General features: G+C 69.3%; 10 protein-coding genes. 5 read left to right on the forward strand and 5 right to left on the reverse strand.

What is annotated here, in order from left to right; genetic code table 11:
- Nucleotides 1-77 precede the first annotated feature (77 nt).
- Both SPR02S_RS15050 and SPR02S_RS15055 read left to right on the forward strand, forming a co-directional pair.
- On the forward strand, nt 78-3,170 hold the full coding sequence (locus tag SPR02S_RS15050; RefSeq protein WP_026150548.1) for a glycoside hydrolase family 2 TIM barrel-domain containing protein: 3,093 nt from the start codon (nt 78-80) through the stop codon (nt 3,168-3,170).
- Between the two features lie 129 nt (nt 3,171-3,299).
- Entirely contained in the window at nt 3,300-5,543 is a 2,244-nt protein-coding gene (locus SPR02S_RS15055) for a glycoside hydrolase family 9 protein (protein WP_019057804.1), read from the forward strand.
- A 33-nt stretch (nt 5,544-5,576) separates the two neighbouring features.
- On the opposite strand, the gene SPR02S_RS15060 is transcribed toward SPR02S_RS15055, so the two are convergent.
- The 3 genes from SPR02S_RS15060 to sigJ all read right to left on the reverse strand — a co-directional run bounded on the left by SPR02S_RS15060 (nt 5,577) and on the right by sigJ (nt 8,609).
- Nucleotides 5,577-6,092 (reverse strand): hypothetical protein, encoded by a 516-nt coding sequence (locus tag SPR02S_RS15060; RefSeq protein ID WP_019057805.1) that lies wholly within the window; start codon nt 6,090-6,092, stop codon nt 5,577-5,579.
- Between the two features lie 94 nt (nt 6,093-6,186).
- Nucleotides 6,187-7,656: a cytochrome bc1 complex cytochrome b subunit gene (qcrB, locus tag SPR02S_RS15065; protein ID WP_019057806.1), complete on the reverse strand. Its 1,470-nt coding sequence runs from the start codon at nt 7,654-7,656 to the stop codon at nt 6,187-6,189.
- Nucleotides 7,653-8,609 carry an RNA polymerase sigma factor SigJ gene (sigJ, locus tag SPR02S_RS15070; protein WP_019057807.1) on the reverse strand — a complete coding sequence of 319 codons (957 nt, stop codon included), beginning with the start codon at nt 8,607-8,609 and terminating at the stop codon, nt 7,653-7,655. Before sigJ ends, qcrB begins: the two co-directional genes overlap by 4 nt.
- A gap of 178 nt (nt 8,610-8,787) precedes the next feature.
- On the opposite strand from sigJ, the gene SPR02S_RS15075 reads away from it, so the two are divergent.
- Nucleotides 8,788-10,401, forward strand: coding sequence for a DHA2 family efflux MFS transporter permease subunit (locus tag SPR02S_RS15075; RefSeq protein WP_019057808.1), 1,614 nt, complete (start codon nt 8,788-8,790; stop codon nt 10,399-10,401).
- Nucleotides 10,402-10,563: 162 nt separating this feature from the next.
- Here the strand turns inward: SPR02S_RS15075 and SPR02S_RS15080 are convergent, their stop codons facing one another.
- Together SPR02S_RS15080 and SPR02S_RS15085 are read right to left on the reverse strand one after the other, a co-directional pair.
- Complete coding sequence (locus tag SPR02S_RS15080; protein ID WP_019057809.1) at nt 10,564-11,253, reverse strand: 2OG-Fe(II) oxygenase; 690 nt, start codon at nt 11,251-11,253, stop codon at nt 10,564-10,566.
- Nucleotides 11,254-11,270: 17 nt separating this feature from the next.
- Nucleotides 11,271-11,768: a methylated-DNA--[protein]-cysteine S-methyltransferase gene (locus SPR02S_RS15085; protein WP_019057810.1), complete on the reverse strand. Its 498-nt coding sequence runs from the start codon at nt 11,766-11,768 to the stop codon at nt 11,271-11,273.
- 137 nt (nt 11,769-11,905) lie between these two features.
- On the opposite strand from SPR02S_RS15085, the gene SPR02S_RS15090 reads away from it, so the two are divergent.
- Nucleotides 11,906-12,151, forward strand: a complete 246-nt coding sequence (locus SPR02S_RS15090; RefSeq protein ID WP_019057811.1) for a hypothetical protein — start codon at nt 11,906-11,908, stop codon at nt 12,149-12,151.
- Between the two features lie 3 nt (nt 12,152-12,154).
- Entirely contained in the window at nt 12,155-12,538 is a 384-nt protein-coding gene (locus SPR02S_RS15095; RefSeq protein WP_019057812.1) for a hypothetical protein, read from the forward strand.
- Nucleotides 12,539-12,752 lie beyond the last annotated feature (214 nt).

The raw sequence follows: 12,752 nt of genomic DNA on the forward strand, positions 1-12,752 counted from the left end.
GGAGTGGCACCCCGTCAGAATCTGTTCGGTCACGATCAGTTGTGAGTACTTCTGGGCCCTGATGAGGGAGAGCCGCCATGACGGTCACTCGCAGATCGGTTTTGATCGCTTCCACGGCCGCGCCGACGGCCGCATCACTCCTGGCCGCCCCGGCCGCACGAGCCGCCGGATCGGGCGCGTCCGGCCGCCACACGGTCCCGCTGCGGGACGGCTGGCGCTTCGCGCTGGTCAACCCGGGCGGGACCACCGACCCGACCGGCGCCTACGCCGACGCCGCCGCACCCGACTACGACGACTCGGCCTGGCGCCAGGTCGCGGTCCCGCACGACTGGAGCATCGAGCAGACCCCGACCACGGCATACGGCACGACCAGCGGCACCGGGTTCTTCCCCGGCGGCCTCGGCTGGTACCGCATCGCGTTCACCCTGCCGCCGGCCTTCGCGGGCAAGCGGATCTCGGTCGAGTTCGACGGCGTCTACATGGACTCGTACGTCTATTGCAACGGCACGCGGGTCGGCCAACACCCCTACGGATACACGGGGTTCGCCCTCGACCTCACCGACCTGGCGCACACCGACGGCAGCACGGAGAACGTCGTCGCCGTGCAGGTGCGGAACCAACTCCCCAGCAGCCGCTGGTACTCGGGCAGCGGCATCTACCGCGAGGCCCGCCTCGTCGTCACCGAGCCGGTGCACGTCGAACGCTGGGGCACGTACGTCACGACCCCGGACATCACCGCCGAGCGGGCCGTTGTGAGGGTCCAGACGTCCGTGGTGAACGTGTCGGGTGCCGCGAGCGAGGTCGAGGTCAGATCGAGAGCCGTCGACCCCGGCGGCCGGACCGTGGCCCGCGCCGCCTCCACGGTCGCTGTCGCGGACCGCGCGACCGAACCCCATGAACTCACCGTCCCCAGGCCCAAGTTGTGGGACATCGAGACCCCGGACCACCGCTACACCCTGGAGACCGAACTGCGGGTGGCCGGCAAGACGGTCGACACGTACAGCACCCCCTTCGGCATCCGCACCTACCGCTTCGACCCGGACGAGGGCTTCTCCCTCAACGGCGTCCACACCAAGATCAAGGGCGTCGACCTCCACCACGACCAGGGCGCCCTCGGCTCCGCGATCAGCCTCGACGCGGTACGCAGGCAGTTGAGCATCATGAAGTCGATGGGCGTCAACGCCTTCCGCACCTCGCACAACCCGCCCTCGCCCCAAATCATCCAGGCCTGCGAGGAGTTGGGCATCGTGATGATGGTCGAGGCCTTCGACTGCTGGCACACCGGCAAGACGACCTACGACTACCACCGCTTCTTCGACGACTGGTGCGAGCGGGACGCCACCGAGATGGTCCTCGCCGCCCGCAACTCGCCCGCCGTGGTGCTGTGGTCCATCGGCAACGAGATCCCCGACTCCACCGCCACCGCCGGGCTGGCGATGGCCGACCGCATCATCGGCGCGATCAAGACGGCGGACGACACCCGGCCGGTCGTCATCGGCTCGAACAAGTACCACGGGGTGCCCGCCAAGGGCTCCGCCGCCGACCTCATGCTCGCCAAGCTCGACGGACTCGGCCTCAACTACAACACCGCCAAGTCGGTCGACGCCCTGCACGCCGCCTATCCGGACCTGTTCCTCTTCGAGTCCGAGTCCTCCTCGGAGACCTCGACACGCGGCGCCTACCAGGAGCCGGAGCACCTGAACACCGGCGAGAACCACACCCCCGGCAGACGCGACACCTCGTCGTACGACAACAATCTCGCCTCCTGGACGATGAGCGGCGAGTACGGCCACAAGAAGGACCGGGACCGGAAGTGGTTCGCGGGACAGTTCCTGTGGTCGGGCATCGACTACATCGGGGAGCCGACGCCGTACGACGTCTTCCCGGTCAAGGCGTCCTTCTTCGGCGCGGTCGACACGGCCGGCTTCCCGAAGGACATGTACCACCTCTTCCGCAGCCAGTGGGTCGGCGAGCCCATGGTCCATGTGGTGCCGATGAGCTGGAACCACGAACCGGGCGACACGGTCGAGGTCTGGGCGTACGCCAACGTCGACACCGTCGAGCTGTTCCTCAACGGAAAGTCCCTGGGGGCAAGGGAGTTCGACACCAAGAAGACCACCGACGGCCGCGCCTACCTGGAGACCACCGAGCCCACCGGCGACGACAAGACCTTCACCACCGGCCCCTACCCGGGCAGTTACACCAGCCCGAACGGCAGCGCGGGCAAACTCCACCTGACCTGGAAAGTCCTGTACGAGCCAGGTGAGTTGAAGGCGGTGGCGAGCAGCGGTGGGACGGTGGTCGCTTCCGACGTGCTGCGTACGGCCGGGGCCGCACACGCCGTCCGCCTCACGGCCGACCGCAAGTCCCTTGCCGCAGACGGTCGTTCGCTGGTCTTCGTGACCGCGGAGGTCGTCGACGCCCACGGTGTCGTCCTGCCCGACGCGGAGGACCTGGTCGCCTTCGAGGTGAGGGGTGGGTCCATTGCCGGTCTCGACAATGGGCGCGAGGAGAGCGCCGAGCGCTATCAGGCGAGCACCCGAACCGCCTTCCACGGCAAGGCACTTGCGATCGTGCGGTCCGGTACGGCGGCGGGCTCGCTGAAGGTGACGGCGCGGGCGGAGGGGCTGCGGACCGGCACGGTGACCGTACGGACGACACCCGTCCGGGGTGGTGCCCTGACTCCGGCGTCGCGCTTCAAGGCGGATTATCCTGCGCCGCTCAACTACCCGTACGCCGACGCGAGTTACTCGGGTCGGCCCGACACGCTCCCCGCCGCGATGCTCGACGGTGACCCGGCCACCGGCTGGTCCAACGCCTTCGCCAAGTCGGCCACGGCCCTGCTGCCGTCCTTCGGCGGAGCACGCGAGAAGGACTGGGTGTCGGTGGACTGGGGGAGGACGCGGTCCTTCGACCGGGTGGAGGTGTCGTTCACGGTGGACGCGACGCACAGTCTGCCCGCTGCGGTGACGGTCGCCGTGTGGGACGGTCGGGCGTGGGTGCCGGTGGAGGGCGCTGCCGTCGACTGGGCCACGGCCTCGGACAGCCCGACCGTCGTCACCTTCGATGCCGTGCGCGGCTCCCGGCTGCGGCTCGCGCTGACGAGCGCTCGTCCCGGGGTGGCCCAAGGGGCGGTGCGGATCAGCAAGTTGGAGGCACCGGCCGGGTAGTACCGCGTCCGCTGCGGTCCGGACGGGAATCTGGCCTGTCCGGACCGTTGACGGAGTGTCATGTCTCGAACAGCATGGCCTGCGTCCGCAGTGAATGGGAGCGCTCCCGCGTCCGTGAGGGGCTCAGACGTGAAACGACGCAGAACGACCCTGCTCGCCGCCACGGCCCTCCTCGCGGCGGCCCTCACCACGCTCCCGGCCGGCCCGGCCGGGGCCGACGAGGTCGAGCAGGTCAGGAACGGCACCTTCGACACCACCACCGAACCCTGGTGGACGACGAGCAATGTCACGGCGGGACTGTCGGGCGGACAGCTCTGCGCGGATGTCCCGGGCGGCACGGCGAACCGCTGGGACGCCGCCGTCGGCCAGAACGACATCACGCTGGTGAAGGGCGAGTCGTACAAGTTCGCCTTCACGGCGTCCGGTTCGCCCGAGGGGCAGGTGGCGCGGGCGATCGTCGGACTGTCGGTGGCGCCCTATGACACCTACTACGAGGTCAGTCCCGAGCTGAGCGGGTCGGGCAACTCCTATGCGTATACGTTCACTTCGCCTGTCGACACCACGCAGGGGCAGGTCGCTTTCCAGCTCGGTGGCGGTGCCGATGCCTGGCACTTCTGCATGGACGACGTGTCGTTGCTGGGCGGGGTGCCGCCGGAGGTGTACGAGCCGGACACCGGGCCGCGCGTGCGCGTCAACCAGGTCGCCTATCTGCCCGGTGGGCCGAAGAACGCGACCCTGGTGACCGCGTCCACGTCCGTGCTGCCCTGGGAGTTGAAGAACGCGGCGGGTGCGGTGGTCGCGCACGGGCGGACCGTGCCGCGTGGCACCGACGTGGCCTCCGGGCAGAACGTCCAGTCGATCGACTTCGGCTCCTACCGGGGGCGCGGTGAGGGCTTCACGCTGGTGGCGGACGGGGAGACGAGCCGCCCGTTCGACATCGGGACGGCCGCCTATGAGCAGTTGCGGCTCGACTCGCTGAAGTACTACTACACGCAGCGCAGCGGCATCGAGATACGGGACGAACTGCGCCCCGGGTACGCCCGCCCCGCCGGTCACCTGAACGTCGCCCCCAACCAGGGCGACGCCGACGTGCCCTGCCAACCCGGCCTGTGCGACTACACACTTGACGTGACCGGCGGCTGGTACGACGCGGGGGACCACGGCAAGTACGTCATCAACGGCGGTATCTCCACATGGGAGTTGCTCAGCACCTACGAGCGCTCACGCCTGGCCGGCACCGGGCAGCCGGCCAAGCTCCGCGACGGGATGCTCGCCATCCCGGAGAGCGGCAACAAGGTGCCGGACGTGCTCGACGAGGCCCGCTGGGAACTGGAGTTCCTGCTGAAGATGCAGGTACCGGACGGGCAGCCGCTGGCCGGTATGGCGCACGACAAGGTCCACGACGAACAGTGGACCGGGCTGCCGCTGCTGCCGAGCCAGGACCCCCAGAAGCGCGAACTGCACGCCCCGACCACCCAGGCGACGCTCAACCTCGCGGCGACGGCGGCCCAGGCGGCGCGTCTGTACCGGCCCTACGACCGGGAGTTCGCGGCGAAGGCGCTGAGCGCGGCGCGGAAGGCCTGGACGGCGGCGCTCGCCCACCCCACGGTCTACCCGGACCCGAACGACGGCACCGGCGGCGGCGCGTACCCCGACGACAACGCCACCGACGAGTTCTACTGGGCGGCGGCCGAGCTGTATCTGACCACGGGGGAGCGGCAGTTCGCCGACCACGTCGTCAACTCCCCGCTCAACACGGCCGACATCTTCGGCAGCCTCGGCTTCGACTGGGCCCGGACGGCTGCCCTGGGCCGACTCGACCTCGCGACCGTCCCCAGCCGACTGCCCGGCCGGGACGGGATCCGCCGCTCGGTGATCGAGGGCGCGAACACCTACCTGACCACGCTGCGCACCCAGCCCTACGGCATGCCGTACGCACCGCCCGGCAACCTCTACGACTGGGGCTCCAACAGCCAGATCCTCAACAACGCGCACGTCATCGCCACGGCGTACGACCTCACCGGCGCCACGAAGTACCGCGACGGCGCACTCCAGAGCATGGACTACATCCTCGGCCGCAACGCCCTCAACATGTCGTACGTCACCGGCTACGGCGAGGCCAACTCCCATAACGAGCACAGCCGTTGGTACGCCCACGAACTCGACCCGAACCTGCCGAACCCGCCGCGGGGAACTCTGGCGGGCGGCCCCAACTCGTCCATCCAGGACCCCTACGCACAGAGCAAACTCACGGGCTGCGTCGGTCAGTTCTGCTACATCGACGACATTCAGTCGTGGTCGACGAACGAGACGGCGGTGAACTGGAACGCGGCGTTGGCGTGGATGGCTTCGTTCGCGGCGGATCAGGGATGACCAGCGCGTGAGCAGGTGTGCCGAAGTCGCACATCAGGTGTCGTCGGGACTGCTCGCGAGAGCTCCGCCTATCCAGAAGGAGAGTGCCTTTTGGTCTCTGCTCAGTGAGCGTCGTATGGCGTTGACCAACCGCACCTGCGCTTGGGCGGGCGCCCTGCTGGCCTGGGAGAACTCCTCCGGGGTCAACGGGTCACGCGTCGGGTCGCGGGCCGGGTCGCGGGCCGCCCGGTCGAGGAACTGCCCGATGGCCTTGGCGAAGTTGTCGATCTCCACCGCGACAGCCGCGGGGGCGACCAGACTGGCACGGGTCAGGACCGCGCTCCACTCGCTCCAGTCGTAGTCCCAACCCTGTCGGCCGGCGTGGGCGCGGCTGATCACCATCGTGAACTTGGCGTAGTGGCTGATCAGTTCCTGGTAGGCGAGCAACTGCTTCTCCCGCAGCCACTGCCGGTCCTGGGCCCGGTGCGTGACGATGCCCCCGACCAGGACACCGATCGTGGCGGACAGCGCCCCGGCACCCGTCGTCACCAGTGTGTCCAGCAGAGCCACCTCAAGCCCCGTATTCCCCGTCGCTCGAACATCGGCGGCTCGAACCTACTGGTGACCGACTTCCGGTGACAACGTTCCGGCCCGGCAACTGACCCTAGGGCTCACGCTCCACGAGTTCCCTCGGGCGCTTGTGCGCGGTGAGTGTGTGGAGTTCCGCTTGGTCCAGCGGGCGGTGCACCTCCACGTACTCGCCGTGCGGCAGCCGCTTGATCACGCCCGTTTCGCGGCCGTGCAACACCAGCTCGGCGTCCCGGAGTTGGAGGCCCAGGCAGATGCGCCGGGTCACGACGAAGGCGAGTGCCGGTACGGCGAACACCGCCACCCGTACCGCCCACGTCACCGTGTTGATCGACAGGTGGAGGCGGGTCGCCACGATGTCGTTGCCGCCGCCGGCCAGGAGGACCAGGTAGAGGCTGATCCAGGCCACGCCGATGGCCGTGCGGGTGGGGCGGTTGCGAGGGCGGTCCAGGAGGTGGTGTTCGCGTCTGTCGCCGCCCGTCAACCGGGCCTCCAGGAACGGGTATACGCCGATGAACACCAGCAGGAGCGGGAAGACCACGATCGGGATCAGTACGCCCAGCACCAACGTGTGGCCCCACAACGTGACTTCCCAACCCGGCATGACCCGGACCAAGCCCTCCGCGAAACCCAGGTACCAGTCCGGCTGGGCGCCCGTCGAGACCTGGTCGGCGCGGTAAGGGCCGTAGGACCAGACCGGGTTGATCGAGGCCACCGCCGCGAGGAGGGTGAGGGCGCCGAAGACCAGGAAGAAGAAGCCGCCCGCCTTCGCCAGGTAGACCGGCATGAACGGGGTGCCCACCACGTTGCGTTCGGTGCGGCCGGGGCCCGCGAACTGGGTGTGCTTGTGGTAGACGACCAGGATGAGGTGCACGACCACAAGCGCCGCCATGATGCCGGGGATCAGCAGGACGTGGAGTGAGTAGAAGCGGGACACGATGTCGTGGCCGGGGTACTCGCCGCCGAACAGGAACATCGAGAGGTACGTCCCGACGATCGGGACCGACAGCAGCGCGCCGTCCACGAAGCGCATGCCCGTGCCGGACAGCAGGTCGTCCGGGAGCGAGTAGCCGAAGAGGCCCTCGAACAGGCCGAGGAACAACAGGGTCCAGCCGAACAGCCAGTTGAGCTCGCGCGGCTTGCGGAACGACCCCGTGAAGAAGTGCCGCATCATGTGCGTCAGCATCGCGGCGATGAACACCAGCGCCGCCCAGTGGTGCAACTGCCGGATCAGCAGCCCGCCCCGCACGTCGAAGCTGAGGTGCAGCGTCGAGGCGTAGGCGTCGGACATGCGGATGCCGTTCAGGGGGACGTAACTGCCGTGGTACGTCACCTCGTTCATCGACGGGTGGAAGAAGAGGGTGAGGTACACGCCGGTCAGGATCAGCACGACGAAGCTGTACAGGCAGATCTCGCCGAGCAGGAACGACCAGTGGTCCGGGAACACCTTCCGCAGATACTGCTTGCCGAGCGAGTAGATGCCGAGGCGGCCGTCGAACCAGTCGGCGACGCGTTCGCCCCGCGAGGGGTCGGGGGTGCCGGTCACCGGTCGTCCTCCTCGTCGTCCCTGTGCACGTGCGTGAGCTTCTCGGGGTTGGTCACGATGTAGACCCCGGACACCTGGTCGCCCTCGGGCGTGAGGTCCATGACCATCACCGCGTACGGCGAGTCGCCCTCGAACAGCACGGCCGCGTTGTCGCCGTTGACGCGCCGGTAGCGCAGCTCCAGGTCCTGGGGGCCACGGCGCCGGGTCGAGAACGAGTTGATGAGACGGACGGCCTTGTCCCGCCCGTGCACCGGGCGCAGTCCGGCCGGTTTCCGGTTGCCCCCGCTGTCGGTCCACACCGTGACGTCCGGCGCGAGGATCTCCATCAGCGCGGCGATGTCCCCGCCGATCGCGGCCCGCACGAACCGCTCGGTCGCCTCCCGCCGCACCCGGGGATGCGCCTCGTACAGCGGCCGCCGCGCGTGCACATGGGCCCGCGCCCGGTGCGCGAGCTGTCGTACGGCGGCCGGAGTGCGGTCGATGATGTCCGCGATCTCGGTGTGGGCGTACCCGAACACCTCGTTGAGGACGAAGACCGCGCGCTCCAGCGGGCTCAGCGACTCCAGGACGACCAGCATGGCCAGCGACACGGACTCGGCGCGCAGGGCGGGGTCCACGGGATCGTCGCCGGCGGGCTGGTCGACCAACGGCTCCGGCAGCCACGGGCCCACGTACGTCTCGCGTCGGCGGGTGATCGTGGCGCGGCGCTGGAGCGCGTGGTTGACGGCGATGCGGACGAGGTAGGCGCGCTGGTTGGTGATGGTGTCGAGCGGGGAGCGCCGGGAGCGCGCCGTCCAGGACAACCAGGTCTCCTGGAGGACGTCGTCGGTGTCCGCGACGCTGCCCAGCATGTTGTAGACGAGACCGAACAACAGCTCCCGATGGTCCATGAAGACAGTGGTCGCCTCAGTGGTCGCCTCATCGGTGACGGCGGACTCGGAGAACTCGGACATGTATGCGCCTCCCCAGTGGCGTGCTCACTACTGCGAGGGGCGGCGGGGGTCGGAATGTGACAGCCGACGGCCTGAATGTGACGTACGTCTCGGGAAATTCGCGCCGTGTCACACCTGTCGGCCGTGCGGCCCTCTTGAACGCGAGTCCGACGCAAGCCCTCTGCAAGGAGTCGACATCGTGTTCAAGAAGTGGCACGGCAACCCCTGGGCGATCCTCATCACGCTCTCGCTCGGGTTCTTCATGACCCTCCTCGACCTGACGATCGTGAACATCGCGATCCCCCAGCTCGGCGAGGATCTCGGCGCGTCCCTGGACGAGATCCTGTGGATCGTCAACGCCTACACGCTGGCGCTGGCCGTCCTGTTGATCACCGGCGGGCGCCTCGGCGACCTGCGCGGCAAACGCAATCTGTTCGCCGCTGGAGTCGCCCTGTTCACCCTGGCCAGCCTCGCCTGCGGGCTCGCCCAGGATCCCGCCCAGCTCATCGGGTTCCGCGCGGTGCAGGGGCTGGGCGCGGCGCTGCTCATGCCGCAGACCCTGTCGATCATCGCCGAGGTGTTCCCGGCCGACCGGCGCGGGGTCGCGATGGGCATCTGGGGCGCGGTGGCGGGGGTGTCCGGCGCGCTCGGTCCGATCCTCGGCGGGGTGCTGATCACCCATCTGTCCTGGCGGTGGATCTTCTTCGTCAACCTGCCGATCGGTGCGCTGGTGCTCGTGCTCACCATGGCGATCATCCCGGGCGCCCGGCGGACGGTACGGCGCCGCTTCGACACCCTGGGCGTCACCCTTGCCTCAACTGCCTTGTTCTGCCTGGCATTTGGGCTGACGGAGGGACAGCGGTACGACTGGAACGCCGGGATCTGGAGCCTGTTCGGCGCGGCCGTCGTGCTCTTCGGCGGCTTCCTGCTGCACGAGCGCGGGCAGCAGAGCGGTGAACCCCTGGTCCCCTTCTCGCTGTTCAAGGACCGCGACTTCAGCCTCATCAACTTCGTGGGCGTCACCGTGTCGTTCGGTGTCGTCGGGATGTTCCTGACGCTGACGATCTATTTGCAGTCCGTGCTCGGTTTCAGCGCGCAGAAGGCGGGGCTTGTGCTGCTGCCCGTCGCGCTCGGTTCGTTCGTCATGGCCGGGCCCGCGGGTGCGCTCGCGGACAAGGTCGGCGGCAAGTTCATCCTGATGGGCGGGTTGCTCGCCTGGGCGGGCGGGCTTGTGTGGGTCGTGGGGGTGGCGGGCGTCGGCACGGGGTGGTTGACCGTCGCGTTCCCGCTGTTCCTTACGGGGCTGGGGGTCGGCTGCACCTTCGCACCCATGGCCACCGAGGTCATGCGCAACGTCCCGCCCCGGCTCGCGGGCGCCGCGTCCGGTGTCACCAACGCGCTTCGGCAGGTCGGTTCGGTGCTTGCCGGTGCGGTGATCGGGGCGGTGCTCCAGGCGCAGCTCGCCTCTTCCCTGACCGAGCAGGCTCGGGCTCGGGCCGGTCAACTCCCCGCCGCCTACCGGGAGTCGTTCGTCGCCGCGTTCTCGAAGGCGGAGTCCGATGTCGGTGCCGGGCAGCAGGGGGGCGCGCCGGGCGGGGTTCCGCGTGGGGTTGCCGAGCGGATGCGGGTGCTTGGTGGGGAGGTGTTCGGGCATGGGTTCGTCCATGCGATGGGGCCCGCCGTTTATGTTGCCGTCGCCGTTCTGTTTGCCGGTGCGCTCGCTTGTCTTGCCGTGCGGCGACACCAGGGGGCTTCCGGTAATCCGCATGCCTTGCCCATGTCCGAGCCGGAGTTGGAGGAAGCGGCGCGATGACTATCGGTGGCGGGGGCTGGTCGCGCAGTTCCCCGCGCCCCTAAAAGACCTGGCTTCGCCGGTCTCCGAGGGGCGTGCCCGCGCGGCGGAGCCGCATATTGATACAGCCCCGCGCCCCTAAAAGACCGGGCGCTGTCCTGCAACGGAGTTCATCAGTCGACCTCAAGTCGCGTCGTGGAAGACCAACCCCAACGCGTGACGCCTGCCGGAACGTACCGTGCTCACCCCGTGTCGCATCGCCCCGGCCGACCAGCCGCGCTTCGTGGGCACTGGGCGGTCGCGGGTCGTGAAGACCAGGCCGTGGCCCTGCCGTAGCGGGGTCGCCGTGGCCCGGGACTGGGCGCGGGGGCGCTGTTCGACCATCAGGAACTCGCCGCCCGTGTAGTCGGTGCCGTACTCGTCGAGGCCGATCACCACCTGGAGCGGGAAGACCAACTCGCCGAACACATCGCGGTGCAGGGCGTTCCAGTCGCCCTCGCCGTAGCGCAGCAGGATCTGTGCCGAACGGTTCTGGCCGGCGGCGTGGCAGCGAGCCAGCCACTCGTCCAGGTCGTCCGGCCAGGGGGACGGGCGGTCCAGGCGGGCCGCCCAGTCCCGGGCGATCGGCAGCAGGCGTGGGTAGAGCGCGGCGCGCAGGGCGGCGACCGGTGCGGGCAGGTCGTGGGTGAAGTAGCGGTACTCGCCGGAGCCGAAGCGGTGCCGGGACATGTCGACGGTGGTTCGGAACAGCTCCGGCTTCTCGTACAGCGCGGCCAGGTCGCGGCACTCGGCGGGTGTCAGCAGCCGGGCCGTCGGCGCGCTGCCGTACAGGTCCAACTCCTCGGCCAGAGCTGACCAGTTGGTGCCATCCATGACGAACTTCCTCCGGGTCAGCCGAGCATCGGTTGCAGTGCGCCCTCGTGGGTCAGCAGGCGCACTTTGCGGTCGACGCCGGCGGCGTAACCGCGCATCGAGCCGTCCGCGCCGATCACACGGTGGCACGCGCGCACCAGCAGGAGCGGGTTGGCACCGAGTGCCGCGCCCAGGGCTCGGACCTCGGCGCGCGGTACGCCCAGGCGTTCCGCGAGGGCGCCGTAGGTCGTCGTCGTGCCGTAGGGGATCTCGTCCAGGGCTCGCCATACCCGCTGCTGGAACTCCGTTCCCTCGGCGGCGAGGGGGAGTTCGAAGCGGGTGAGGTGTCCGGCGAAGTACGCGGACAGTTGGCGGGTGGCTTCGGTGAAGGCCTGGTCGTCGCGCTGCCAGTCGGCGGGGATGGTCGGGTGGTCCGGCATGGTCAGGGAGGTGAGGGTGGTGCCGGTGGGCGACTTCTCGCCGGTCAGGAGCAGCTCGCCCACGGGGCTGTCGGTGAGGGTGTAGATCGTGGTCATGAGGATCAGTCTGCTCCGGAATCGGGGTCGGGACCGGCGGGATTCGGACAAGCAGCTGAGGCCCGCTCGGTACCGTCGGGCGTAGCTCTTGACCTGGGGGTATTTACGGGTAAGTACCCGAGCGGTACCGTGTTGGCATGCCAGCTCTCAACGTGGAGTTCAGCGACCGTGAGCTAGAGGACCTGCGGCAGATCGCCAAGGAGCGCGGTACGTCGATGAAGGCGCTGGTGCGGGAGGCGGCCGCGGCCGACATAGCTCGCCACCGGGCGCTGCAGGAGGGCGCCGAGGCCTTCCGCCGGTTCTTCGCCACGCACGCCGACGAGTTCGCCGCCGCGTTCCCCGACGACGAACCCTCGGCCAAGGGCGAGGGGCGGGTCGCCTGACGCATGCCCGTCACTCCGGTCATCCATATCGACGTGCCCTGGCTGCTCCAGCGTCATGAGGAAGTCCTGCCGGACCAGCCCACCATCAACGACTTCTCGGCGCTGGTCGCGGCCGTCGCCCGGCACCGCGTCGATCCGCCCCGCCTCGGCATCGACTCCGACCCGGCCTGGCGGGCCACCGCCCTGCTGCACACCCTCGCCCTGCTCAAGCCGCTGCCCTCGGCCAACGCCCGCTTCGCCTGCGCCACGGCCGTCGCCTACATGTTCGTCAGCGGCGTCGGCATCGATCCGCCCTACGACGCCCTCGTCGACCTCGCCCGCGATCTGATCTCCGGCAAGACGGATGTGTACGGCGCGGCGGACCGGCTGCGGTCCTGGCAGATCTGACGGGCAAGGCAGATCTGACGGGCAGGTCGGACGGTCAGGTCGGGCAGGTCGGACGGTCAGGTCGGTCGGACAGGTAGGTCTGTCTAGCGGTCCTCGTCGAGGCGGGCGATCTCGTCGCGCTCCAGCGGGGTTCCCTGCGAGGGCGCTTCGCCGGCCGCGGCCCGGGCGTCGCCGCGGGGTGCCTCGCCGGGCGCGGTGCGCCGGTCGTCTGGGC

This window comes from Streptomyces prunicolor NBRC 13075, assembly GCF_000367365.1.
GTDB classification, from domain to species: Bacteria; Actinomycetota; Actinomycetes; order Streptomycetales; family Streptomycetaceae; genus Streptomyces; species Streptomyces prunicolor.

Bases quoted from the DNA above. Each gene is read 5' to 3' on its own strand.
- SPR02S_RS15090 (WP_019057811.1), top strand. From the start codon at position 11,906: ATGCCAGCTCTCAACGTGGAGTTCAGCGACCGTGAGCTAGAGGACCTG.
- SPR02S_RS15085 (WP_019057810.1), bottom strand. From the start codon at position 11,768: ATGACCACGATCTACACCCTCACCGACAGCCCCGTGGGCGAGCTGCTC.
- SPR02S_RS15050 (WP_026150548.1), top strand. From the start codon at position 78: ATGACGGTCACTCGCAGATCGGTTTTGATCGCTTCCACGGCCGCGCCG.
- SPR02S_RS15080 (WP_019057809.1), bottom strand. From the start codon at position 11,253: ATGGATGGCACCAACTGGTCAGCTCTGGCCGAGGAGTTGGACCTGTAC.
- SPR02S_RS15095 (WP_019057812.1), top strand. From the start codon at position 12,155: ATGCCCGTCACTCCGGTCATCCATATCGACGTGCCCTGGCTGCTCCAG.
- sigJ (WP_019057807.1), bottom strand. From the start codon at position 8,609: ATGTCCGAGTTCTCCGAGTCCGCCGTCACCGATGAGGCGACCACTGAG.